The sequence below is a fragment of the Alkalispirillum mobile genome (assembly GCF_003664325.1).
Classification (GTDB): Bacteria; Pseudomonadota; Gammaproteobacteria; order Nitrococcales; family Halorhodospiraceae; genus Alkalilimnicola; species Alkalilimnicola mobilis.
The window spans coordinates 49,336-71,098 of the sequence record NZ_RCDA01000003.1; the positions used below are offsets into that span (position 1 = coordinate 49,336).

Below are 21,763 nucleotides of genomic sequence, written 5' to 3' on the forward strand. Positions count from 1 at the left end.
CCGCCGGACGGCCCCGTCGGCGAGCGGTCAGTCCAGCGCCTTGAGTGCGGCCTGGTAATCGGGTTCCTGTTTGATCTCAGGGACCAGCTCGGTATGGCATACCTTGCCGGATTCGTCGATTACCACCACGGCGCGGCAGGTGATGCCCGCGGTGGGACCGGTCTCCACCAGCACGCCGTAATCTTTGGCGAAGTGCCGGTCACGCATCATCGACAGGGTTTTCACATTGTCGATGCCTTCCGCCTGACAGAAGCGCTGCTGGGCAAAGGGCAGGTCCGCGGAGACATTGAGGACCACCAGGTCATCGCGCTTTTTCGCGGCCTCGTCGAAGGTCTTGGCCGAGGTGGCGCAGAGGCCGGTGTCCAGGCTGGGCGTGATGTTCAGGATGACCTTCTTGCCGCGGAAGTCGGCCAGGCCCACGTCCTTCAGGTTGACGTCGGTAAGGGTGAAGTCGGGGGCCATGCTCCCGACGGCCGGGAGGTCGCCGCAGGTCTGGATGGGGTCCCCTGCCAGGGTGATTGTCGCCATGGTCTTCTCCTTGCTGTTGGTCTGGTTGGTTTTGGAACGGTGTCAGGCCGGGGGCTCCAGTACCCCGGCCAGGGCGGAACGGTAGTGCTCGATGTCCGTCCGGTCGCGCATCTCGGTCGCGCAGACCAGCAGCGTGTCGCCCAGCTCCGGGTAGTCGCCCGCAAGATCATGGCCACCCAGAATGCCCTGTTGCTCCAGTGCCTGCAGCACCGGGGCCACGGGGCGGTCCAGACGCAGCACCGCCTCGTGGAAGCGCGGGCCGGACAATGCCTCGGTCACGCCGGGCAGGTCGGTGAGTGCCTCCACCAGGGCCTGGGTGTGGGCCAGGCAGCAATCGGCCACCCGCTCCAGGCCGTCGGGGCCGAGCAGCGCCAGGTGGATGGTGGCCGCGGTCGCCATCAGGCCCTGGTTGGTGCAAATGTTGGAGGTGGCGCGGCCGCGGCGGATGTGCTGCTCGCGGGCCTGCAGGGTCAGGGTGTAGCCGGTGCGCCCGTCCAGGTCGACGGTGCGGCCCACCAGCCGACCCGGCAGCTGGCGCAGGAGCGATCGCCTGCAGGTGAGAAAGCCGAAACCGGGGCCGCCGGAACTCATGGGGATGCCCAGCGGCTGGCCCTCGCCGCAGGCGAGGTCCGCCCCGTCCTCGGCCCATTCCCCCGGCGGAGCCAGGCGCGCGAGGGCGACCGGGTTGACCACGCCGATCACCAGGGCGCCGCGTGCCCGGGCGGCGTGGGTCAGCTCGTCCACCGGCTCCAGCACGCCGAGGAAGTTGGGCTGGGGGAGCAACAGGGCGTCGAAGTCGCCCTCGATGGCGTCCAGTGCCGTAGCCGGCAGGTGCCCCCGGTGGTGGTCGTAGTCGAGTAGCTCGATGGCGATGCGCTGGGGGCTGAGCAGGGTCTCCAACACCCGGCGGTAGAGCGGGTGCAGGGTCCTCGGCACCACCACCCGGTGGGCGGCATCGCGCCGGCGCTGGCGCACCGCCATCAGCGCGGCCTCCGCGGTGGCGGTGGCGCCATCGTAGAGTGAGGCGTTGCTTACGGGCAGGCCGGTGAGCTCTGCCAGCATGGTCTGGAACTCGTAGATGACCTGCAGCGTCCCCTGGGAGGCCTCCGCCTGGTAGGGGGTGTAGGCGCTGTAGAACTCGCCCCGGGCGGCGATCTGCCAGACGGCGGCGGGGATGTGGTGCTCGTAGCACCCCGCCCCCAGGAAGCAGAGCGGTTGCCGGTCCTGGTCGGCCCGGCGGCGGGCGGTGCGCTGGACCGCCATCTCCGGCGCGGCCGGGGGCACCTGTTCCAGCGCCGGCGCCCGCAACCCCTCCGGGATCTCGTCGAACAGCGCTTCCAGGTCGCGGACGCCGATGGTTTCCAGCATCCGCCGGACTTCCGCCTCGGTATGCGGGATAAAGGGCATGCGCCGCTAGTCCTCGTCGGCCACCAGGTCTTCGTAGTCCTCGGGAGGCAGTAGCGTCTCCAGGTCATCGGCGTCGTCGGGGCGGATGCGCATGATCCAGCCCTCGCCGTAGGGGTCGGTGTTGACCAGCTCGGGGCTGTCCTGCAGTTCGGCATTGGCGTCGATAACCTCGCCGGACACCGGTGCGTAGATGTCGGAGGCGGCCTTTACCGACTCCACCACCGCGCAGGCCTCCTCGGCGTCGTAGTGCCGGCCCACGGTGGGGGTTTCCACAAACACCAGGTCGCCCAGAGCGTTCTGGGCGTGATCGGTGATGCCGATCGTGAGCGTGCCGTCGTCCTCCAGGCGGGTCCATTCGTGGGTGCGGCTGTACTTGAGGGTTTCGGGTACCTGGCTCATGTCTGGGTGATCCCCTTGGTCGTGGTGTGGGTCCGGGGTGGCAGGCCACCCCATATTGCTCATGTCGGTGTAAGCGAGGCTAACCCGGGCCGTCCACCCGCGGCTTGCCGTTGCGCACGAATGGCGGCCGCACGGGCTCCGCCTCCAGGGCGCGGCCGCGGATCTCTACCCGGAAAGGGCCACGGGCGTCCGCGGCTACCCGCGCCAGGGCGATACCCCGCTGCAGCACCGGTGACCAGCCGCCGCTGGTCACCTCGCCTACCGGCGTGCCCGCGGAATCCAGCACCGGGTGTCCGTGGCGGGGGATACCGCGCCCCTGCAGCACCAGCCCCTGCCGGCGCCGGCCGGCGCCGGCAGCGCGCTGCGCTGCCAGGGCGTGGCGACCGATGAAGTCGCGGTCTTCCGGTGACCAGTGAACGGTCCAGCCCAGACCGCACTCCAGGGGGGTGGTGTGCTCGTCCATATCCTGGCCGCTGAGGTTCAGGCCCGCCTCAAGTCGCAGGCTGTCCCGAGCGGCCAGCCCGCAGGGCCGGGCCCCGGCGGCGATCAGCGCATCCCAGGCGGCCCCGGCCTCGCCCCCGGGCAGGATGATCTCGAAGCCGTCCTCTCCGGTGTAGCCGGTGCGGCTGATGAACAGCGGGTCCTGGTCCAGGGCCTCGAAGGGGGGTAGCCCCACCGCCCTGGCAGCGCCGGGCAGTTGTTCGATCAGGTTGGGGGCGGCGGGGCCCTGGAGGGCGATCATGGCCAGGTCGTTGCGGCACTGCGGCCGCAGACCGAAGGCGGCGGTGAGTCGCTCCAGCCAGCCCTGTACCACCTCGCGGGTGGCGGCGTTGGAAACCAGGCGGTAGCGCCCCTCGCCGCGGCGGAAGATGATCAGGTCGTCGATGATGCCGCCGGATTCGTTGAGCAGGCAGCCGTACTGGGCCTTGCCGGGTGGGGCGTCGTCCAGCCGGGCCACGTCTGCGGCCAGAATCAGGCGCAGGGCGTCGCAGGCGGTAGCGCCCTCCAGGTCGGTGATGGCCATGTGGGAGACGTCGAACAGCCCGCAATGCTCGCGCACCGCCCGGTGCTCGGCGAGGGCGGAGCCGAAGTCCATGGGCAACTGCCAGCCAGCGAAATCCACCAGTCGGGCGTCGGCTTGCTGGTGGCGGCGGTAGAGCGGCGTGCGATGCATGGGCTCCCTTGGCGATCTGATCCGGCTGTGCCAGCGGTCGGACCACTATAGCGCCAATTACCGGCGCGGGAACAGGGGGGCGGGGTCAGTTCTGCAAGGCCTCGGCGGCCGCGGGCTTCTGGTTGCGCGGGTGTTTGCGCACCGTGCGATTGACCAGGAAGATCACCGGGATCAGGCCCACCGCCACCAGCGTGACCGCCGGCAGGGCGGCACGCTCCCATTGGCCTTCCACCGTGAACTCGAAGATCCGCACCGCCAGCGTATCCCAGCCAAAGGGCCGCAGCAGCAGGGTAGCGGGCATCTCCTTCATTACGTCCACGCCCACCAGCAGGGCGGCGGTGATCAGCCCGGGGCGCAGCACCGGGATGTAGATACGGCGGATAATCTCGCTGTCGCGGGCGCCCAGGCTGCGCGCCGCCTCGCGGAGGCTGGGGCGGATCTGTTCCAGTGCGCTGTCCACGGCGCCGAAGGCCACCGCCATGAAGCGCATCACGTAGGCCAGCACCAGGGCGAAGACACTGCCGGTGAGCAGTTGGCCCCCCAAATCGCCCACCAGCGGCTCGAGCAGGTCCGCCACCCGGTGGTCCAGCCAGGTGAAGACGATCATGATGCCGACGGCCAGCACCGAGCCGGGCAGGGCGTAGCCCAGTGTGGAGGCGCCCACCGCCCGGCGGGTGATGAAGTCCGGCTGGGCCCGGCGGGCATAGGCGAGCATCAGGGCGATGCTGACCGTGACGACGGCAGACACGGCGCCCAGGGTCAGGGTGTTGACCACCAGCTCCAGGTAGCGCTCATTGAAGTCCGCGAGGTAGCCCCAGCCCCAGATCATCAACTGCAACACGGGCAGCAGAAAGCCCAGAAAGAGCACGGTGAAGGCGAACCCGGTGGCGGCCCAGGCGCGCCAGCCATGGAGCTGGATGCGGGTGATCTCGCCGCCCTGGCGCTGGTCAAAGCGGGCCCGTCCGCGGGCCATCTTCTCGGCGGTCAGGCCCAGCAGGATGAACAGCAGCAGCAGCGCTGCCAGCTGGCCGGCAGCCGCCAGGCTGTAATAGCCGAACCAGGCGCGGTAGATGGCGGTGGTGAAGGTCTCGAAGTTGAACACCGAGACGGCGCCGAAGTCGGCCAGCGTTTCCATCAGGGCCAGCGCGGTACCGGCGGCGATGGCGGGGCGCGCCATGGGCAGCGCTACCCGGAAGAAGCTGCCCCAGGCCCCCAGCCCCTGCACCCGGGCCGCCTCTATGGGGGCAGTGCCCTGGCTGAGGAAGGCCGCGCGGCTGAGCATGTAGACGTAGGGGTAGAGCACCAGGCTCATCACCAGGATAAGGCCCGGCGTGGAACGGATGGAGGGCAGGCGCAGATCGGAAGAGATGGTCTCGCGGAGAAAGCCCTGCACCGGCCCGGCATACTCGAACAGGCCTACAAAGACGAAGGCCAGCACGTAGGTGGGTACCGCCAGGGGCAGGATCAGTGCCCAGTCAAAGATGTTGCGGCCGGGGAAGTCGCAGCGGGCCGTCAGCCAGGCCAGGCCGACGCCGATGAACAGCACCCCGGAGCCCACCCCGAAGACCAGCAGCAGCGTGTTGGTCAGGATCTCGGCGAGCAGCGTCTCCTGGACGTGCCGCCAGACCTCCATGTCCGGGTTGAACCAGCTGGCCAGCGTCACCGCGATGGGGATGAACAGCAGTGCCCCCATACAGACGGCAAAAAACCGCCAGAACCCGACCCGCCGGAGCGGGTCGAGCAGGCTGGCGGTCAGCCCCCGCGGGGGCGCGTTGCCGGACCAGGCGACGGACATCGGATCAGCGCCAGCCCACCCGGTCCATCAGCATGGCGGCCTGCCGTTGCAGCCGGCCGGCCTCGGAGACGTTGATGTTGTCGGCCTCGAAATCGCCCCATTCGGCGACAATCGGGTCCAGGGCGATGTCGGGGTTGGCCGGGTATTCCATGTTGAGCGCGGCGAAGTCCTCTTGGGCGGCATCGCTGGCCAGCCACTCGATCAGCTTCTGCGCCTGCTCCGGGTTGTTCGCATGGCGGGTAACGCCGGCGCCGGAGACGTTCACATGCACGCCCACGTCATCCTGGTTGGGCCAGAACGGGGCCACCGGGAAGTCGGGGTCGTCCTTGAGCACCCGGCCCAGGTAGTAGGTGTTGGTGATGCTGACATCACACTGGCCGGCGGCGATGGCGCGCAGCGTGGAGGTATCGTTGGAGAAGGGGCGGTCGGCGAAGTTGTTCACCCAGCCCTCCAGCACCTCGCGGGTCCGCTCCTCACCGTGGTGGGAGATCATGGTGGCCACCAGTGACTGGTTGTAGACGTGCTGCGAGGTGCGCACGCAGAGGCGGCCCTCCCACTTCGGATCGGCCAGGTCCTCGTAAGTGGACAGCTCCTCCGGGTCCACCCGGTCCGGGGCGTACATGATGGTGCGGGCGCGCACCGACAGGCCGAACCACTGGTCGTCGGGGTCACGCAGGTGTTCCGGGATGGATTCGCGCAGGGGCTCGGAGTCGATGGACTGGAGGACGCCCCGGTCGGCGGCCTGCCACAGGTTGCCGGCATCCACCGTCATTAGCACGTCGGCAGGGGTACGGCGCCCCTCCTGCTGCAGCCGGGCCAGCAGCGGGCCGGCGCTGTCGGTCACGTACCGCACGTTGATGCCGGTCTCTTCGGTGAACCGGTCGAACAGCGGTTTGATCAGGTGCTCCTGCCGGGCGGAGTAGACCGTTACGGTGTCGTCGCTGGCCTGGGCGGTGCCTGGCACGGCCAGGGTCGCGGCCAGCGGCAGGGCGAGGGGGGCGGCCAGCAGGCCGGTGAGAAGACGCTTGAGCTTCATGGTGCCACTCCTTGCAGCGAGGATGCTGACCGAGATGATAAGCATTCTCATTGCACTCTGCAAAGTCTTATTCTGTTTGTAGGTTTTAGTTATTCCAATTCAGGAAAGTCATGCTGGCGGAGGGCTTCGTACAGCACCACTGAGACGCTGTTGCCCAGGTTCATGCTCCGGCTCTCCCGGCGCATGGGCAGACGCAGCCGGCGGCCGGGGCTGAAGCGCACCAGATGCTGGCGCAGGCCGCCGGTCTCGCAGCCGAACACCAGCGCATCGCCGGGTTGGTAACGGGCCTGGTGGTAGCCGGTGTGGCCCCGGGTGGACAGGGCCCAGGCACGGCGGGGGCGGAGCCGGCACAGGCAGTCCACCAGGCTGGCGTGCTCCTGGACCCGCGCCCATTCATGGTAGTCCAGCCCGGCCCGGCGCAGGCGGGTATCATCCAGCTCGAACCCCAACGGGTGGATCAGGTGCAGGTGGGCACCGGTATTGGCGGCCAGCCGGATGATATTGCCGGTGTTGCCCGGGATCTCCGGCTCGACCAGGACGATATGGAACATGCGGGGGTTATTGCTCCTGGCGGCCGCCGGGCCGGAGCAGCAGGTTTTCCACGGCCTCGCGGGTGGAGATGCGGCCGGTCAGGCGCAGGTAGGCCTGCTCGCAGATGGGCATCTCCACGCCGTGGCGGACCGCCAGCCGGTGCAGCTCTTCGGCGGTGCGCACGCCCTCCACGGTGCCGATGGCGTTGATGGCGGCTTCCAGCTCCTCGCCCCGGCCCAGGGCAAGCCCGAGGCGGCGGTTGCGGGACTGGTCATCGGTGCAGGTCAGGATTAGGTCGCCCATGCCGGCGAGGCCGGTGAGGGTGTCCGGCTCAGCGCCCAGGGCCTCGCCCAGGCGGCGGGTCTCGGCCAGCCCGCGGGTGATGAGCGCTGCCCGGGCGTTGGCGCCAAAGCCCAGCCCGTCGGCCACCCCGGTGGCGATGGCCAGGACGTTCTTGACGGCGCCGCCCAGCTGCACGCCCACCAGGTCGGTGCTGACGTACACGCGGAAACGCTCGTAACGAAAGGCCGCGGCCAGGTCGTCGGCGAACCGACTGTCTTTGGCGGCCACGGTGACGGCGGTGGGCAGGCCGCGCCCCACTTCCCCGGCGAAGCTGGGGCCGGAGAGCACCGCCAGCGGCGGGAGCGGCGAAAGCACCCGCTCGGCCACCTGGCTGAGCAGGCCGCCGGAAGCGGCGTCCAGCCCCTTGGTGGCCCAGGCGATCCGGTGCTCGGGTCGCAGCGACGGGGCGAGGGTGCGCAGGGTGTCCTCGAAGGCGCGGCTGGGCACGACCAGCATCAGGTCGTCGCACGCGGCGAGCAGGGTGTTGAGGTCCGGCTCCGGTTGCACCGGGTCCGGCAGGGGGCAGTCCGGCAGGTTGCGGCGGTTGACCCGGTCGCGGGCCATGGCCGCCAGGTTGGTGGCGTCACGCCCCCAGAGCCGGACCGGCTGGCCGGCGTGACCGGCAGCGATGGCCAGCGCCGTACCCCAGGCGCCGGCGCCGATAATGCCCAGTGGCCTGCTCATGGCCTGCCCTCCGGCGGTTACTGCTGGGAGCCCTGCCCTTGTTGGGCCTGGCTGGCCGCGGTTTGCTCGCCCTGCTGCTCCGCCTTGCGCTGTTCCGCCGCCTTGGCCAGGCGCTGCTGGTACAGGGCGTCGAAGTTGACCGGTTGCAGCATCATGGCGGGGAAGCCGCCCTGGGTCACCAGGCTGTTGACCTGCTCGCGCACGTAGGGGAAGAGCTGGGCGGGGCAGTAGGCGCCGAGCAGCCCGTTGCGTGCCCCGTCCTCAAAGCCGCTGATCTGGAAGACCCCGGCCTGGGTGACCTCGCACAGGTAGGCCGTCTTTTCGCCCTGCTTGGCCGTGACCGTAACAGTGAGCGCCACCTCGTAGTGGTTCTCCTGCAGCGAGCGGGTCTTGCTGCTGAGGTCGACGTTGATCTGGGGCTTCCATTCGCCGGTGAACACCTCCGGGCTGTTCGGGGTCTCCAGCGATACGTCCTTCAGGTACAGCTTGGCGATCTGGAATTGCTGCTGGGCCTTGTCGCCCTGGGCGGCGCCCTGACCGTTACCTTGGGGTTGTTCCTCTGCCATCTCTGCCTGCTCCGTGATGTCTTTGCCGTGATTGTGCAGCGCGCCGGAAGGGTCAGCCCTTCGCCTTCTTGGTCTTGCCGCGCTCCATGGGGTAGCCCGCGCCCTCCCAGCCGCTCAGGCCGGTCTTGAGCTGGTAGACGGTCTGGATGCCCGCCTTGGCCAGCCGGCGCGCCGTCTTGTTAGCCTGCAGCCCAGTGGCATCATAGACGATCAGCGGCTGGTCCTGGTGGTTGCGACGCAGCTTGTCCAGCAGTTGCTCCACCTCGGTGGAGGGCATGTTGAACGCCCCCGGCAGGTGGGACTTGCGGTACTCGGCGTTGTTGCGGATGTCCACGAACAGCGCGTTTTCGCGGTTGTAGAGCTGGGTGGCGACTTCCGGTGTGACCGTCTTGACGCCACTGCTGAAGTGGTAGATCTCGGCGCCGATCCAATAGCCCAGGATGAGCATGAACGCCAGCACCAGCATCCAGTTGTCGGTGATGAATTCCAGCAACTGCTCCATGAAAGGTCCCGTTTTTGTTCGACCGGTTACGCGGACGGCAGCCCCGCTGGCCGGCGCTGCGGCGCCTTGCGGAGTGCCAAGTGGGCGGCCATGATACCAGCCTCCTGTTCACCGCGCAGTGCCCTTTGCCCACGACCGGAAAGTCCATGCCCAGAGCGCCTCTCATTATCCTGTCGTTGTTACTGACCCTGGTTTCATGGCCGGCGGTTGCCGTCGAAGGCGACTACGCCGACACCGAGGCGGAACTGGAGGCCGTGCGCGAGCGTATCGAGTCCGTGCGCCAGTCCCTGGCGGAGGACGAATCCGAGCGGGACGAGGCGGAGGCTGCCCTGGAAGAGAGCGACCGGCGAGTGGAGCGGGCCGCCAGGGCGCTGCGCGCCGCTCAGCAGGAGCGCAGCGAGCTGGCGGCGCGGGTCGCGGACCTGGAGGCGGAGATGGCCGAGCGTGACGAGGCGCTGCAGGCTCAACGCCAGCGCCTGGCGCAACAGCTGCGGGCGGTCTGGCAGGGCGGGCGCGATGCCGGCCTGCGTGTGTTGCTCAACCAGGAGGACCCCTCCGCATTGCAGCGGCTGCTGGCCTATCACGGGCGCCTGGATGCCGCGCGCCGCGCCGAGTTGGTGAACATCATCGACGAGTTGGAGCGCCTGCAGGCGCTGGAAACCGAGCTGGAGGAGGAGGCCGCCGCCCTGGCCCGCGCCGAAGACGAGGCCGAGGCCCGTCGCGACGAGCTGGCGCAGGAGCGGGCGCAGCAGCGCGAACGGCTGCAGGCGCTGGAGGCGCGGCTGGCCGAGACCGGCGAGCGGCTGGTGCGCATGGAGGCGGATGAACAGCGGCTGCAGGGCCTGCTCGATGAGCTGGCCGAGGAGTTGGCCGCGGTGCCCGACCGGGACCTGCGCGACCTGCAGTTTCGGGAGCACCGGGGGGAGTTGCCCTGGCCGGTGGACGGGGCCCTGGTAGCGCGCTTCGGTGAGGCGCGGGATATCGGCGACATCAAGTGGCGCGGGCTGGTGATCGAGGCGGAAAACGGCACCGAGGTGCAGGCGGTGGCCACCGGGCAGGTGGTCTACGCTGACTGGTTCCGCGGCCTGGGGCTGTTGGTGATCGTCGACCACGGGGAGGGTTACCTGAGCCTCTACGGCTACAACGAGTCGTTGTTCGTGGAGGAGGGTGACAGCGTCCAGGCCGGGGCGGTGGTCGCCTCGGTGGGCGCCAGCGGTGGCCGACGTGAGCCGGGGCTCTACTTCGAGGTGCGCGCGGACGGTGATCCGGTGGATCCGCTGCCCTGGCTGGCGGAAGCGGACTGAGCGGCCGGGTCTGACAACCGCATGCATCAGGGTTAAACTGCGGCAATACTGAACAGAACCCGCCGCCCGGGAACGGCCCGGCCGGCGAGGCATCAGGCTGAGGAGCGCCGCAGGCATGCGCATGATTCGACCACTGTATTTCACCGCCGCTCTGCTACTGCTGGCCATCTGGCTGGGGCTGGGCCAGACCGTCTGGGCCGAGCGCCAGCAGGCCAATGCGGAACTGCCCCTGGAGAAGCTCCAGGCGGTGGCGGAGGTTTACGCCCGCATCCGCAGCCACTACGTGGACGAGGTGGACGACGAAGAACTGCTGGAGGCCGCCGTGCGCGGCATGCTCAGCAGCCTGGATCCCCACTCCAGCTACCTGGACAGCGACGAGTTCAAGGCCCTGCAGGAGGGGACCCGTGGCGAGTTCGGCGGCCTGGGCATCGAGGTGGGGATGGAGGACGGCTTCATTAAGGTCATCGCCCCCATCGACGATACCCCGGCCAGCCGCGCCGGTTTGCGCCCCGGTGATCTCATTACCCGCATCGATGACGAGCCGATCAAGGGCAAATCCCTCAACGAGGCGGTGAAGCGGATGCGCGGCGAGCCGGGCAGCACCGTGGAGCTGACCGTGGTGCGCGAGGGCGAGGACCGGCCGATCACCTTCGAGCTCACCCGCGACGTGATCCAGGTGCAGAGCGTGCGGTCGCGCATGCTGGAGCCGGGCTATGGCTACCTGCGCATCAGCCAGTTCCAGGAGCGTACCGGCCGCGATGTGCGCGAGGCGCTCAGCGATCTCAAGAAGGAGGCCGACGGTAGCCTGCGCGGCCTGGTGCTGGACCTGCGCAACAACCCCGGCGGCGTGCTGGACGGCGCGGTGAGCGTCTCCGATATCTTCCTGAGCAACGGTCGGATCGTCTACACCGAAGGCCGCGATGAGCGCGCCGAAATGGACTTCAACGCCACTCCGGTGGACATGCTGCACGGGGCCCCGATGGTGGTGCTGGTCAACCGGGGTTCGGCCTCCGCCTCGGAAATCGTCGCCGGTGCCCTGCAGGATCACGGCCGCGCGGTCATCATGGGCTCGCCCACCTTCGGCAAGGGCTCGGTGCAGAGCATCCTGCCCCTCGGCCGCGACAGCGCCATCAAGCTGACCACCGCCCGTTACTACACCCCCGGTGGGCGCTCTATCCAGGACGAGGGCATTCAGCCCGATATCCTGTCGGAGGACCTGAAGGTTTCGCGGGTGGAGCGTGAGCGCGACGACATGTCCGAGGCCGAGCTGGAGCGCCACCTCCAGGGCGAGCGTCCGGAGCGCGACGACGAGGCGGAGAGGACCCTGGCCCAGGAGGACTTCACCCTGTACGAGGCGCTCAACCTGCTGAAGGGCGTGGGCATCTTCACCGGGCGCTGAGATGCGGACAGGCGGCGCGGACCGGCAACGGGAATGGCAGCGACCCTGGTGGCAGGGACTGCTGTGCGGGCTGATGCTCTGGCTTGTCGGGGCCGCCCAGGCTGATGAGCCGGTGCGGGTGGCGGTGATCATCGACGACATGGGCGATCATCGCGCCCTGGGCGAGCGCACCGTGGACCTGCCCGGCCCGATCACCTGTTCCGTGCTGCCCCACACCCCGCACGCCCGCCCGTTGGCCGAGGCCTGCTATCGCGCCGGCAAGGAGGTCATGCTCCACGTGCCCATGCAGGCCAAGAACGGCGCTGATCGGGGGCCGGGCGGGGTCGATATCCACATGGACCAGGCGGCGGTAGAGCAGGCCGTGGCCGACGATCTGGCCGCCGTGCCCCACGTGCGCGGCGTCAACAACCACATGGGCAGCCTCTACACCCGGCACCCGGGCAACATGCGCTGGTTCCTCGAGGCGCTGCGGGCCGAGGGTGACTACTATTTCGTGGACAGCCGCACCACCCCTCGTAGCGTGGCGGGCCAGGTGGCGCAGGAGACCGGCGTGCCTGCGCTGGACCGCCACGTCTTCCTGGACCACGACCGGGACGAGGACACGATCCGCTACCATTTCCGGCGGCTGGTACGGCTTGCAGAGCGCACCGGTTACGGGATCGCCATCGGCCATCCCTACCCGGAGACCCTGGCAGTACTGGAGGAGGTGCTGCCGGAACTGGCCGGGGCGGGCATCAAGCTGGTGCCGGTCTCGCGGTTGGTGGAGTTGCATGGTCAGGAGGAGGAGAACAGCCATGAGTAGCGTGCTGGTGCCCCTGGCGCAGGGGTGTGAGGAGCTGGAGGCGGTCACGGTGATCGACCTGCTGCGACGGGCGGGCATTGACGTGGTCACCGCCTCCCTGGACGGTGAGCCGGTGCAGGCCAGCCGCGGTGTCACGTTGGTCGCGGACACCGCCCTGGACGAGGCGCTGGACCGCGACTACGACATGGTCGTCCTGCCCGGTGGGGCCGAAGGGGCCCGGCGGCTGGGCGAGGACGAACGGGTCAACACACTGCTGCGCAAGCTGGCAGACAGCGAGCGTTTCACCGCCGCCATTTGCGCCGCCCCCAAGGTGCTGGCCGGTGCCGGCGTGCTGGAGGGCCGCCAGGCCACCGCCTTCCCGGGCGCACTGGACGACAGCCCAGGGGTGGAGTTACGCGGCGGCGAGCCGGTGGTGGTGGATGGCAGCGTGGTCACCTCCCGCGGCCCGGGCACCGCCATGGACTTCGCCCTGCGGCTTATTGAGCTGTTGGACGGCGAGCAGAAGGCCGTCGAGGTGGAGCAGGCGCTGCAGCGCCCGGCGGAGCACCGCCAGTACGTGCACGAGGCCTGACCCGCAGGCCCGTCGAACCCATTCCCAACCAGAGCACAACGGAGTCGCAATGAAAGCAGGCGTGATCGGACTGGGTGCCATGGGCGCCGGCATGGCCGCCAACCTGACCAAACAGGGGCTGTTGGCGGCCGTATGGAACCGCACCTATGACAAGGCGGTGGATTTTGCCGGTCAGCACGGGGTGGCGGCGGCAGCGGATGCCCCCACCGTGGCGGCCCAGTGCGACGTGATCGTCACCTGCGTGTCGGCGGACGCCGACGTGCTGGAGGTAGTGGACGCCATGCTGCCCGAGCTGGGCGAGGGCAAGGTGGTGGTCGACACCTCCACCGTCAGCGCGGATACCGCCCGGGAGGCCGCCGAGCGGGTTGCAGCCACCGGCGCGCAGTTCCTGGACGCCCCGGTCTCCGGCGGCAAGGAGGGCGCCGAGAAGGCCACCATGGTGATGATGGTGGGCGGCGACGAGGCCACCCTGGAGCGCGTGCGGCCGGTGCTCTCGGCCATCAGCCGCTCGGCCACCTACATGGGGCCGTCGGGTGCCGGGCAGGTCACCAAGGCGGTCAACCAGATCATGGTGGCCGGCATCAACCAGGGGGTGACCGAGGCGCTGGCCTTCGGCCAGGCCCAGGGCCTGGACATGGACAAGGTCATCGAGGTGCTGAGCGGCGGCGCGGCCGGCAGCTGGTTCCTGCAGCACCGCGGTCCCACCATGGTGCGCGGGGTGTACGAGCCCGGCTTCAAGATGGCCCTTCACCGCAAGGACCTGGAGATCTGCCGCGCCATGCTGGAGAACATGGGCGTGGCCCTGCCGGTGGTGGAGATGACCCTGAAGCAGTATCGGCCGTTGATCGAAGGCGGCCACGGGGATGACGATATCTCCGGGCTGTACCGCAGCAAGCGGGCCATGTTCGAGAACGGCGGGAACAAGAAAAGCCTCTGATCACGGCAGCGGCGCTGCTCCCCGGGTCTGGCCCGGGCGGGGAGCAGCGCCCAACCGCCCGGGCTGCCCAATGCCCATTTGTCAGGCCTCGGTGGCGGCCGACGCCCCCTTGCTGAAGGTCAGCGCGTCGCCCTCGGTATCCACCCGAATACTATCCCCAGGCATAAACTCGCCGCGCAGTATCCGCTGGGCCAGGGCGTTTTCCAGCCGTTGCTGCAGTACCCGCTTGAGGGGCCGCGCCCCGTACACCGGGTCGAAACCGGCCTCGCCCAACTGGTCCTTCGCCGCCTCGGAGACCTCCAGCGCCAGCTCCTTGTCCGCCAGCCGGGCGTTGAGCTGACGCAGCTGGATGTCGGTGATGGAGCGGATGTGCTCGCGGCCCAGGGGGTGGAAGACCACCACCTCGTCCACCCGGTTGATGAACTCCGGCCGGAAGTGGGTGCCGACGATGTCCATCACCGCCGAGCGCATCTCCTGGTAGTGCTCCTCGCCCGCCATCTGCTGGATCACGTCCGAGCCCAGGTTGGAGGTCATCACGATCACGGTGTTGCGGAAGTCCACGGTGCGGCCGTGGCTGTCGGTCAGCCGGCCGTCGTCCAGTACCTGCAGCAGCACGTTGAAGACGTCCGCGTGGGCCTTTTCCACCTCGTCCAGCAGGATCACCGAGTAGGGCTTACGGCGCACGTGCTCGGTGAGATAGCCGCCTTCCTCGTAGCCCACGTAGCCGGGGGGCGCGCCGATCAGCCGGGCCACGGCGTGCTTCTCCATGAACTCCGACATGTCGATGCGGATCATGGCCTCCTCGGTGTCGAAGAGGAAGCTGGCCAGCGCTTTGCACAGCTCGGTCTTGCCCACGCCGGTGGGGCCAAGGAACAGGAACGACCCGTTGGGCCGGTTCGGGTCGGACAGCCCGGCGCGGGAGCGGCGGATGGCGTTGGCCACGGCGCCGACCGCCTCGTCCTGACCCACCACGCGCTTGCGGATCTCGTCCTCCATGCGCAGCAGTTTGTCGCGCTCGCCCTCCAGCATCTTGTTCACCGGGATGCCGGTCCAGCGCGAGACCACCTCGGCGATCTCCTCGGTGCCCACGCTGGTGCGCAGCAGCTGGGTGTCGTGCATCTCCGCCTGCAGGGCCAGGTCGAGCTGGCGCTCCAGCTCCGGGATGCGGCCGTACTGAAGCTCTGACATGCGGCCCAGGTCGCCGGCTCGGCGGGCGGTCTCCAGCTCTTGCCGGGCACGCTCCAGCTGCTCCTTGATGCTCTGGGCGCCCTCCACGGCCGCCTTCTCGGAGTTCCAGATCTCTTCCAGCGCCTTGTACTCGTCCTCCAGCTCGTTGATCTCCCCCTCCAGCGCGTCCAGGCGCTTGCGGGAGGCGTCGTCCTCCTCCTTGGCCAGGGCCTCGCGCTCGATCTTGAGCTGGATCAGCCGCCGCTCCAGGCGGTCCATCTCCTCAGGCTTGGAGTCGATCTCCATCTTGATGCGGCTGGCCGCCTCGTCCACCAGGTCGATGGCCTTGTCGGGCAGTTGTCGGTCGGTGATGTAGCGGTGGGAGAGCTGGGCTGCCGCCACGATGGCCGGGTCGGTGATCTCCACCCCGTGGTGCACCTCGTAGCGCTCCTTCAGCCCGCGCAGGATGGCCACCGTGTCCTCTACCGAGGGTTCGTCCACCAGCACCTTCTGGAAGCGGCGCTCCAGGGCCGCGTCCTTTTCGATGTGCTTGCGGTATTCGTCCAGGGTGGTGGCGCCGATGCAGTGCAGTTCGCCCCGGGCGAGGGCGGGCTTGAGCATGTTGCCCGCGTCCATGGCGCCCTCGGCCTTGCCGGCCCCGACGATGGTGTGGATCTCGTCGATGAAGAGGATGATCTGGCCCTCCTGCTTGGCCAGGTCGTTGAGCACGGCCTTCAGCCGCTCCTCGAACTCGCCCCGGTACTTGGCGCCGGCGATCAGCGCGGCCATGTCCAGGGAGAGGATGCGCTTGGTCTTCAGCCCTTCCGGCACTTCGCCGTTGATGATGCGGTTGGCCAGGCCCTCGGCGATGGCGGTCTTGCCGACGCCGGGCTCGCCGATCAGCACCGGGTTGTTCTTCGTGCGCCGGGAGAGTACCTGGATGGTGCGGCGGATCTCTTCATCCCGGCCGATCACCGGGTCCAGCTTGCCCTGTTCGGCCCGCTCGGTGAGGTCGATGGTGTACTTCTCCAGCGCCTGACGCTGGTCCTCGGCGTTGGGGTCGTCCACCGACTGGCCGCCGCGCAGCTCCTCGATGGCCTTCTCCACCGCCTCCTGGGTGGCGCCGGCGCCGCGCAGCAATTCGCCCAGCTGGCCCTTGTCGGTCACCGCCGCCAGTACGAACAGCTCACTGGAGATGTACTGGTCCTTGCGCTTCTGGGCCAGTTTGTCGGTGAGGTTGAGCAGCCGGCCCAGCTCGTTGGACAGGTGCACCTCGCCGGCACTGCCCTCCACCGTGGGCAGCCGGTCCAGGGCCCGGCCCAGCTCGGTGCGCAGTTGGTTGATGTTCACGCCGGCGCGCGAGAACAGCTGGCCGACACCGCCCTCCTGGTCGAGCAGTGCGGCCATCAGGTGGACCGGCTCGATCATCTGGTGATCGCGGCCCACGGCCAGGCTCTGCGCATCGGCGATGGCCATTTGGAATTTCGTGGTCAGTTTGTCCTGCCGCATGATGAATCCTCTTGCTCCGGGGTGTGAGTCACCCGTCAATGCCTTTGCAATAACAGATGGGGGAGCGCGCCGGGCTTTTCAACCATGAGCGGTGCTGCGGCTTGGCGCCGGCGACGCAATGGCCGATGATGGACGGCATGAGTGAACTGGATTTCATACGGCCCGACTGGCCGGCGCCGCCCGGAGTGCGGGCACTGACCACCACCCGCGCGGGCGGGGTCAGTCCACCCCCCTACGATAGCCTGAACCTGGGGGCCCACACCGGCGATGCGGCGGCTTGCGTTGCGGAAAACCGCCGCCGCCTCGCGTTGGCGGCGGACTTGCCGGGGGCGCCGGTATGGCTGAAGCAGGTGCACGGCACGGCCGTGGTGGCGGCGCACCGGGCGACCGGCGTGCCGGAGGCCGATGGCAGCGTCACGGACCGGCGGGGGCTGGTCTGCGCCATCCTGACCGCCGACTGCCTGCCGGTGCTGCTCTGCGACCAGGACGGGACGCGGGTGGCGGCACTGCACGCCGGCTGGCGCGGCCTGGTCGACGGGATGCTGGAGTCCGGGGTCGCGGCGCTGGGCGGCCCGGAAGGCCTGATGGCGTGGCTGGGCCCGGCCATCGGCCCCGACGCCTTCCAGGTGGGGGCAGAGGTGCGCCAGGCCTTCCTGGCCCGGGATGAGGGGGCCGCCCCCTGTTTCCGCGAGGACCAGGAGGGCCGGTGGCGGGCCGACCTCTACGCCCTGGCCGCCCGCCGCCTGGCCACTGTCGGGGTCCACGCCGTGTACGGCGGTGACCACTGCACCCACACGGAGGCCGCTCGCTTCTACTCCTACCGCCGCGACGGCGAGACCGGGCGCATGGCCACGCTGATCTGGCTGGCGTGAGGCCGCGACAGCGCCGCGGCACGGATTGACCCGGCTGGCGGCGCGGCGGATCATCAGGGCAAGGACCACAGGGAGTGCCACCATGCGCCGATTCGTGCTCGACACCAGTGTTTTCACCAATCCCCACTGCGCCGTGCAGTTCGGCGAGGACCCGCTGGCCGGGGTGCAGACCTTCCTCCAGCTGGCCCGGCGCTCGCCGGCGGAGTTCTACATGCCGCTGTCGGTGTACGACGAGTTCCGGCGCATGCGCGACCTGGCGGAGATGGCAGCGGATTTCGAGACCGAGGTATGGGTCCGGTCGCCGCGCCGGTTCAGCATGAACATACCGGCGGAGATCCTCTACGAGTTCATCTACGAACTGCGCGGTCGCATCGACCGCGGCCTGCGCATCGCCGAGGAGCATACCCGCCAGGCGGGCGCCGCCACCGACATGCGCCCGGAGCTGATCGCCAGCCTGCGCGAGCGCTACCGCGAGGCCATGCGCAAGGGACTGGTGGACTCCCGTGAGGACGTGGATGCGGTGCTGCTGGCCATGGAACTGGACGCGGAGCTGGTCAGCGCCGACGAGGGCATGCGCAAACTGGGCAACCGGATGGGCGTGAAGCTGCTCACCGCGGACTACCTGCGGCGGGTGATGGAGAACCTGGCGGGCGGCTACTGACCCGGGTCGCCGCCGGCGGGTCACACCGCCGTGACAGACCGCCGCCACTGGCTACGCTCAGGGGTAGGGGGCGCGGGTGGCCCCCAGCAACGCGGGGGTGACGTAGTGACGGGAATGAGTATCGATGAGCGGCGTTACGGCCATGCGCCGGAGATCCACCTCAACCTCAACGTGCGGGACCTGGGCCAGTCCGCCACCCTGGCCATCAATGAGCGCAGCGCCGCGCTCGCGGCGGATGGGCGGCACGTCTTCCGCTTCGGGCTGGGGCAGTCGCCCTTTCCCATCCCGGCCGCGGTGGAGTCAGAGCTGAAGGCGAACGCCCACCAAAAGGACTACCTGCCGGTGAAGGGGCTGCGCAACCTGCGCGAGGCGGTGGCCGAGTACCACCGGCGCGGCCAGGGCGTGGAGGTCTCCGCCGAGGACGTGATGATCGGCCCCGGCTCCAAGGAGTTGATGTTCATCCTGCAGCTGGTCTATTACGGCGACCTGGTCATCCCGACCCCCAGCTGGGTCTCCTACGCACCGCAGGCGCACATCATCGGACGCCAGATCCGCTGGGTGCAGACCCGATACCAGAACAACTGGCGGCTGATGCCGGAGGACCTGGAAAGGCTCTGCGCGCGGGACCCCTCCCGTCCGCGCATCCTGATCCTCAATTACCCCAACAACCCCACCGGTGAGACCTACAGCGCGGACGAGTTGCAGGCGCTGGCGCAGGTGGCCCGCCGGTACCGGGTGGTGCTGCTCTCCGACGAGATCTACGGCGAGTTGCACCACCGCGGGCAGCACATGTCCGTGGCCCGCTTCTACCCCGAGGGCACCATCATCAGCAGCGGGCTGAGCAAGTGGTGCGGCGCCGGCGGCTGGCGGCTGGGTACTTTCGCCTTCCCGCGGGGGCTGCACTGGTTGCTGGAGGCGATGTCCGTGGTTGCCAGCGAGACCTATACCTCCACCAGCGCCCCCATACAGTTTGCCGCTGTACGCGCGTTCCAGGGCGGGCTGGAGATCGAGCAGTACCTGCAGCAGTCCCGGCGGGTGCTGCAGGCCCTGGGCCAGTACTGCTGGCGCCGGCTGGACGGGGCCGGGTTGCACACCCCCCGCCCGGCCGGGGGGTTCTACCTGTTCCCCGATTTCAGTCCGCTGCGCGAGCAATTGACTGCACGGGGCATTGGCACCGCCTCGCAGCTGTGCAACCAGCTGCTGGAGGACACCGGCGTGGCATTGCTGCCGGGGAGTGCCTTCGGCCGCCCGGACGAGGAGCTCTCCGCGCGGCTCGCCTACGTGGATTTTGACGGTGCCAAGGTCCTGACCGCGGCGGGAGACGAGCCCGCCGGGCCGCTCTCCGATGAGTTCCTGACCCACTCCTGCCCAAACGTGGTCAATGGCATCGAGAGGCTGGTGCGCTGGGCGCGGGGCGAAGAGGGGGGCTGAGGCCTGCGGCGCTCAGTCGAACTGGGCGCCACCGGAGAGGGCGTGGGCCAGGGTGCCGGTCATCCGCGGCAGGACCCGCTCGAACTCCAGCACCCAGTAGCCGTCCTGCTGGCGGCTGGGCTGGTAGAGGATCTTCACGTGCTGCGGGCCGCCGGTGGCCTCCAGGTGCGCGACGAAGTGGTCCAGGTTGCGCTGGTGGCGGAAGCGGCAGCGGTAGCGGTGGCCTACCCGGCCCACCTCCCGGCTGCGCTGCACCGAGCGGCCGAGCCCCTGCAGCAGGGCGCGCCCCAGTTCCCGCTCCAGGTCCGGGTCGTTGCCCCGGTGCTCGGCCTCGAACAGGGCCAGGCGCATCATGCGGTTGGTGAAGTACTCCGGCGGCAGGTCGAGAAGTGCGTCACTGACCAGGGCAATGTCGTTGATGTTGGAGCGGGCGGTGACGTACTTGCTGCGCGCGCCCTGCACCTCACCCTTGAATACCAGCCCCTCGCAGCCGGCCCGGTCCAGCGACAGGATTAGCTCGGTCAGCGCCTGCTGGTCCTGTGCCCGGTAGCGGCCGAAGACCCGCGCCACCGGCAGGCGGTAGCGCTCCGCCAGGCCCTGTTTTTCCGCCTGCGCAATGAAGCCGGGCTGCCCGTCCCGCATCAGGTCAAAGACGAACAGCGCCACGTCATGCGCCACGTGGGGCGGGCTGCCCTCCATGTAGGGGTTCTCCGGGCCGGCCAGCTCGGCGCAGGCGATCAGCCCCGGGTGCTCGTCGAACAGGGCCGGGTCGAGCAGTTCAGGGACGCGGTCGGTGCTGAAGGGGCAGAGAAAACCGCCCCGGCTGAAGGCCAGCAGCCGGCCCTCGTGGGCCACGATGCGGATATTGAAGCCGTCGATCTTCTCCTCGGCCCAGAAGGGTTCGTCGCCGTACTGCTTCTCCAGGCCGGTGGCCAGCGCCTGGATGCGGCCGATGGAGGGGTAGCCGGGTATGACCCGCCCGGTGTCCAGCCGGACGCTGCCCTTGGGCAGCCGGGCCACGCTGTCGTGCAGGCGGATGTAGCTCAGCCCCTCGAACTCGTGCCGGGTGGCCTTGCCCTTTTCCAGCGCCTGTTTCGCGGTCAGTGCGTCCATGTCCCAAGCCTAGCGCGCCGGGGGCGGTCGCGGAAAGCGCGCGGGTCAGCCCTGCAGGCAGGCGATCAGCGCCTGCATGTCCTCCGGCATGGGGGCGTCCCAGCGCACCCGCTCCCCGCTGTCCGGGTGGTCCAGCGCCAGCCGGGTGGCGTGCAGCGCCTGGCGGTGGAAACCGCGCAGGGCCTGGCGCTGGGCCTCGGTGGCGCCGGGGGGCAGGCGCAGCCGGCCGCCGTACACCGGGTCGCCCACCAGCGGGTAGCCCACGTAGGCCATGTGCACCCGGATCTGGTGGGTGCGACCGGTCTCCAGGAAGCAGCGCAGCAGGGTGTGGGCGCGCAGACGGGTCTCCACCCGGTAGTGGGTGACCGCGGGACGGCCGCGCTCCACAACCGCCATGCGCTTGCGATCGCGGGGGTGGCGGCCGATGGGCGCCTCGACCGTGCCGCCCGCCACCGGGCAGCCGCTGACCAGCGCCAGGTACTCGCGGCTCACGCTGCGCGCCTGGAGCTGGGCCACCAGCGCGGTGTGGGCCGGCAGGCTGCGGGCCACCACCATCAGCCCGGAGGTGTCCTTGTCGAGCCGGTGGACGATGCCGGCCCGGGGCAGTTCCGCCAGCGTCGGGTCGTGGTGGAGCAGAGCGTTCTGCAGGGTGCCCTCGCGGTTGCCCGCGCCCGGGTGAACCACCAGCCCGGCCGGCTTGTCCACTACCAGCAGATGGGCGTCCTCGTGGAGAATACGCAGGGGGATGGGCTCGGCGGAGACCCGTTGTTCCTCCTCCAGCTCGGCGCGCAGCGTGACCTGCTGGCCGCTGGCCACCTTGTCCCGGGGCCGCGGCTGGCGACCGTCGACGGTGACCTCGCCCTGCCGGATCCACTGCTGGATGCGGCTGCGCGAGTAGTCCGGCAGCAGCGCTGCCAGTGCCTGGTCCAGCCGTTGGCCCGCTTGTGCGTCTTCGATCAGGATGTCGTGTTCTATTCGAGTGCCCATGATGCTTTCCCGCTGCGCCAAGGCGCGTAGAATAAGCGCTTTCCCG

21 protein-coding genes are annotated in these 21,763 nt (G+C 69.3%); 8 read left to right on the forward strand and 13 right to left on the reverse strand.

What is annotated here, in order from left to right; translation table 11 throughout:
- Positions 1 to 27: 27 nt before the first annotated feature.
- The 10 genes from tpx to DFR31_RS10200 all read right to left on the reverse strand — a co-directional run bounded on the left by tpx (position 28) and on the right by DFR31_RS10200 (position 8,964).
- Entirely contained in the window at positions 28 to 528 is a 501-nt protein-coding gene (gene tpx, locus DFR31_RS10155; protein ID WP_121442576.1) for a thiol peroxidase, read from the reverse strand.
- 42 nt (positions 529 to 570) lie between these two features.
- Positions 571 to 1,935 carry an aminomethyl-transferring glycine dehydrogenase subunit GcvPA gene (gene gcvPA, locus DFR31_RS10160; RefSeq protein WP_121442577.1) on the reverse strand — a complete coding sequence of 455 codons (1,365 nt, stop codon included), beginning with the start codon at positions 1,933 to 1,935 and terminating at the stop codon, positions 571 to 573.
- A 6-nt stretch (positions 1,936 to 1,941) separates the two neighbouring features.
- On the reverse strand, positions 1,942 to 2,334 hold the full coding sequence (gene gcvH, locus DFR31_RS10165; RefSeq protein WP_121442578.1) for a glycine cleavage system protein GcvH: 393 nt from the start codon (positions 2,332 to 2,334) through the stop codon (positions 1,942 to 1,944).
- Between the two features lie 79 nt (positions 2,335 to 2,413).
- Positions 2,414 to 3,508, reverse strand: a complete 1,095-nt coding sequence (gene gcvT, locus DFR31_RS10170) for a glycine cleavage system aminomethyltransferase GcvT (RefSeq protein ID WP_121442579.1) — start codon at positions 3,506 to 3,508, stop codon at positions 2,414 to 2,416.
- A gap of 85 nt (positions 3,509 to 3,593) precedes the next feature.
- A complete protein-coding gene (locus DFR31_RS10175; protein ID WP_211328292.1) occupies positions 3,594 to 5,303 on the reverse strand; it encodes an ABC transporter permease in 1,710 nt (569 codons plus the stop codon).
- Positions 5,304 to 5,307: 4 nt separating this feature from the next.
- Positions 5,308 to 6,339 (reverse strand): Fe(3+) ABC transporter substrate-binding protein, encoded by a 1,032-nt coding sequence (locus DFR31_RS10180; protein WP_121442580.1) that lies wholly within the window; start codon positions 6,337 to 6,339, stop codon positions 5,308 to 5,310.
- Positions 6,340 to 6,428: 89 nt separating this feature from the next.
- Positions 6,429 to 6,890 (reverse strand): tRNA (cytidine(34)-2'-O)-methyltransferase, encoded by a 462-nt coding sequence (locus DFR31_RS10185; protein WP_121442581.1) that lies wholly within the window; start codon positions 6,888 to 6,890, stop codon positions 6,429 to 6,431.
- Positions 6,891 to 6,897: 7 nt separating this feature from the next.
- Positions 6,898 to 7,896, reverse strand: coding sequence for an NAD(P)H-dependent glycerol-3-phosphate dehydrogenase (locus DFR31_RS10190; RefSeq protein WP_121442582.1), 999 nt, complete (start codon positions 7,894 to 7,896; stop codon positions 6,898 to 6,900).
- Positions 7,897 to 7,913: 17 nt separating this feature from the next.
- Positions 7,914 to 8,462, reverse strand: coding sequence for a protein-export chaperone SecB (secB, locus tag DFR31_RS10195; protein ID WP_121442583.1), 549 nt, complete (start codon positions 8,460 to 8,462; stop codon positions 7,914 to 7,916).
- Positions 8,463 to 8,514: 52 nt separating this feature from the next.
- The gene (locus DFR31_RS10200; RefSeq protein ID WP_121442584.1) at positions 8,515 to 8,964 is read right to left on the reverse strand and encodes a rhodanese-like domain-containing protein; all 450 of its coding nucleotides are present in this window, start codon (positions 8,962 to 8,964) and stop codon (positions 8,515 to 8,517) included.
- A gap of 146 nt (positions 8,965 to 9,110) precedes the next feature.
- Here DFR31_RS10200 and DFR31_RS10205 point away from each other — a divergent pair, with 146 nt between their 5' ends.
- The 5 genes from DFR31_RS10205 to DFR31_RS10225 all read left to right on the forward strand — a co-directional run bounded on the left by DFR31_RS10205 (position 9,111) and on the right by DFR31_RS10225 (position 13,977).
- Positions 9,111 to 10,268: a murein hydrolase activator EnvC family protein gene (locus tag DFR31_RS10205; RefSeq protein ID WP_121442585.1), complete on the forward strand. Its 1,158-nt coding sequence runs from the start codon at positions 9,111 to 9,113 to the stop codon at positions 10,266 to 10,268.
- Positions 10,269 to 10,383: 115 nt separating this feature from the next.
- Positions 10,384 to 11,667, forward strand: a complete 1,284-nt coding sequence (locus tag DFR31_RS10210; protein WP_121442586.1) for a S41 family peptidase — start codon at positions 10,384 to 10,386, stop codon at positions 11,665 to 11,667.
- A 1-nt stretch (position 11,668) separates the two neighbouring features.
- Positions 11,669 to 12,469, forward strand: a complete 801-nt coding sequence (locus DFR31_RS10215; protein ID WP_121442587.1) for a divergent polysaccharide deacetylase family protein — start codon at positions 11,669 to 11,671, stop codon at positions 12,467 to 12,469.
- Entirely contained in the window at positions 12,462 to 13,040 is a 579-nt protein-coding gene (locus tag DFR31_RS10220; protein ID WP_121442588.1) for a DJ-1 family glyoxalase III, read from the forward strand. Before DFR31_RS10215 ends, DFR31_RS10220 begins: the two co-directional genes overlap by 8 nt.
- Before the next feature lie 49 nt (positions 13,041 to 13,089).
- Positions 13,090 to 13,977 carry an NAD(P)-dependent oxidoreductase gene (locus tag DFR31_RS10225; protein ID WP_121442589.1) on the forward strand — a complete coding sequence of 296 codons (888 nt, stop codon included), beginning with the start codon at positions 13,090 to 13,092 and terminating at the stop codon, positions 13,975 to 13,977.
- Between the two features lie 81 nt (positions 13,978 to 14,058).
- Here the strand turns inward: DFR31_RS10225 and clpB are convergent, their stop codons facing one another.
- Positions 14,059 to 16,653 (reverse strand): ATP-dependent chaperone ClpB, encoded by a 2,595-nt coding sequence (gene clpB, locus DFR31_RS10230; RefSeq protein ID WP_121442590.1) that lies wholly within the window; start codon positions 16,651 to 16,653, stop codon positions 14,059 to 14,061.
- A gap of 137 nt (positions 16,654 to 16,790) precedes the next feature.
- Between clpB and pgeF the strand changes: the two genes are divergently transcribed.
- The 3 genes from pgeF to DFR31_RS10245 all read left to right on the forward strand — a co-directional run bounded on the left by pgeF (position 16,791) and on the right by DFR31_RS10245 (position 19,617).
- Complete coding sequence (gene pgeF / locus DFR31_RS10235; RefSeq protein WP_245971165.1) at positions 16,791 to 17,525, forward strand: peptidoglycan editing factor PgeF; 735 nt, start codon at positions 16,791 to 16,793, stop codon at positions 17,523 to 17,525.
- Between the two features lie 82 nt (positions 17,526 to 17,607).
- Complete coding sequence (locus DFR31_RS10240; RefSeq protein WP_121442592.1) at positions 17,608 to 18,186, forward strand: RNA ligase partner protein; 579 nt, start codon at positions 17,608 to 17,610, stop codon at positions 18,184 to 18,186.
- Positions 18,187 to 18,300: 114 nt separating this feature from the next.
- Positions 18,301 to 19,617: a pyridoxal phosphate-dependent aminotransferase gene (locus tag DFR31_RS10245; RefSeq protein WP_121442593.1), complete on the forward strand. Its 1,317-nt coding sequence runs from the start codon at positions 18,301 to 18,303 to the stop codon at positions 19,615 to 19,617.
- A 12-nt stretch (positions 19,618 to 19,629) separates the two neighbouring features.
- On the opposite strand, the gene DFR31_RS10250 is transcribed toward DFR31_RS10245, so the two are convergent.
- Both DFR31_RS10250 and rluD read right to left on the reverse strand, forming a co-directional pair.
- A complete protein-coding gene (locus DFR31_RS10250) occupies positions 19,630 to 20,730 on the reverse strand; it encodes an RNA ligase (RefSeq protein ID WP_121442594.1) in 1,101 nt (366 codons plus the stop codon).
- 45 nt (positions 20,731 to 20,775) lie between these two features.
- Positions 20,776 to 21,717, reverse strand: coding sequence for a 23S rRNA pseudouridine(1911/1915/1917) synthase RluD (gene rluD, locus DFR31_RS10255; protein WP_121442595.1), 942 nt, complete (start codon positions 21,715 to 21,717; stop codon positions 20,776 to 20,778).
- Positions 21,718 to 21,763: the final 46 nt, after the last annotated feature.

Excerpts from the sequence above, each read along its gene's own strand:
- DFR31_RS10215 (WP_121442587.1), top strand. The coding sequence starts at position 11,669 with ATGCGGACAGGCGGCGCGGACCGGCAACGGGAATGGCAGCGACCCTGG.
- DFR31_RS10200 (WP_121442584.1), bottom strand. The coding sequence starts at position 8,964 with ATGGAGCAGTTGCTGGAATTCATCACCGACAACTGGATGCTGGTGCTG.
- DFR31_RS10220 (WP_121442588.1), top strand. The coding sequence starts at position 12,462 with ATGAGTAGCGTGCTGGTGCCCCTGGCGCAGGGGTGTGAGGAGCTGGAG.
- gcvH (WP_121442578.1), bottom strand. The coding sequence starts at position 2,334 with ATGAGCCAGGTACCCGAAACCCTCAAGTACAGCCGCACCCACGAATGG.
- DFR31_RS10175 (WP_211328292.1), bottom strand. The coding sequence starts at position 5,303 with ATGTCCGTCGCCTGGTCCGGCAACGCGCCCCCGCGGGGGCTGACCGCC.
- pgeF (WP_245971165.1), top strand. The coding sequence starts at position 16,791 with ATGAGTGAACTGGATTTCATACGGCCCGACTGGCCGGCGCCGCCCGGA.
- clpB (WP_121442590.1), bottom strand. The coding sequence starts at position 16,653 with ATGCGGCAGGACAAACTGACCACGAAATTCCAAATGGCCATCGCCGAT.
- tpx (WP_121442576.1), bottom strand. The coding sequence starts at position 528 with ATGGCGACAATCACCCTGGCAGGGGACCCCATCCAGACCTGCGGCGAC.
- DFR31_RS10190 (WP_121442582.1), bottom strand. The coding sequence starts at position 7,896 with ATGAGCAGGCCACTGGGCATTATCGGCGCCGGCGCCTGGGGTACGGCG.
- DFR31_RS10210 (WP_121442586.1), top strand. The coding sequence starts at position 10,384 with ATGCGCATGATTCGACCACTGTATTTCACCGCCGCTCTGCTACTGCTG.
- DFR31_RS10240 (WP_121442592.1), top strand. The coding sequence starts at position 17,608 with ATGCGCCGATTCGTGCTCGACACCAGTGTTTTCACCAATCCCCACTGC.
- secB (WP_121442583.1), bottom strand. The coding sequence starts at position 8,462 with ATGGCAGAGGAACAACCCCAAGGTAACGGTCAGGGCGCCGCCCAGGGC.
- DFR31_RS10180 (WP_121442580.1), bottom strand. The coding sequence starts at position 6,339 with ATGAAGCTCAAGCGTCTTCTCACCGGCCTGCTGGCCGCCCCCCTCGCC.
- DFR31_RS10205 (WP_121442585.1), top strand. The coding sequence starts at position 9,111 with ATGCCCAGAGCGCCTCTCATTATCCTGTCGTTGTTACTGACCCTGGTT.
- DFR31_RS10185 (WP_121442581.1), bottom strand. The coding sequence starts at position 6,890 with ATGTTCCATATCGTCCTGGTCGAGCCGGAGATCCCGGGCAACACCGGC.
- DFR31_RS10225 (WP_121442589.1), top strand. The coding sequence starts at position 13,090 with ATGAAAGCAGGCGTGATCGGACTGGGTGCCATGGGCGCCGGCATGGCC.
- DFR31_RS10245 (WP_121442593.1), top strand. The coding sequence starts at position 18,301 with ATGAGTATCGATGAGCGGCGTTACGGCCATGCGCCGGAGATCCACCTC.
- gcvT (WP_121442579.1), bottom strand. The coding sequence starts at position 3,508 with ATGCATCGCACGCCGCTCTACCGCCGCCACCAGCAAGCCGACGCCCGA.
- DFR31_RS10250 (WP_121442594.1), bottom strand. The coding sequence starts at position 20,730 with ATGGACGCACTGACCGCGAAACAGGCGCTGGAAAAGGGCAAGGCCACC.
- gcvPA (WP_121442577.1), bottom strand. The coding sequence starts at position 1,935 with ATGCCCTTTATCCCGCATACCGAGGCGGAAGTCCGGCGGATGCTGGAA.
- rluD (WP_121442595.1), bottom strand. The coding sequence starts at position 21,717 with ATGGGCACTCGAATAGAACACGACATCCTGATCGAAGACGCACAAGCG.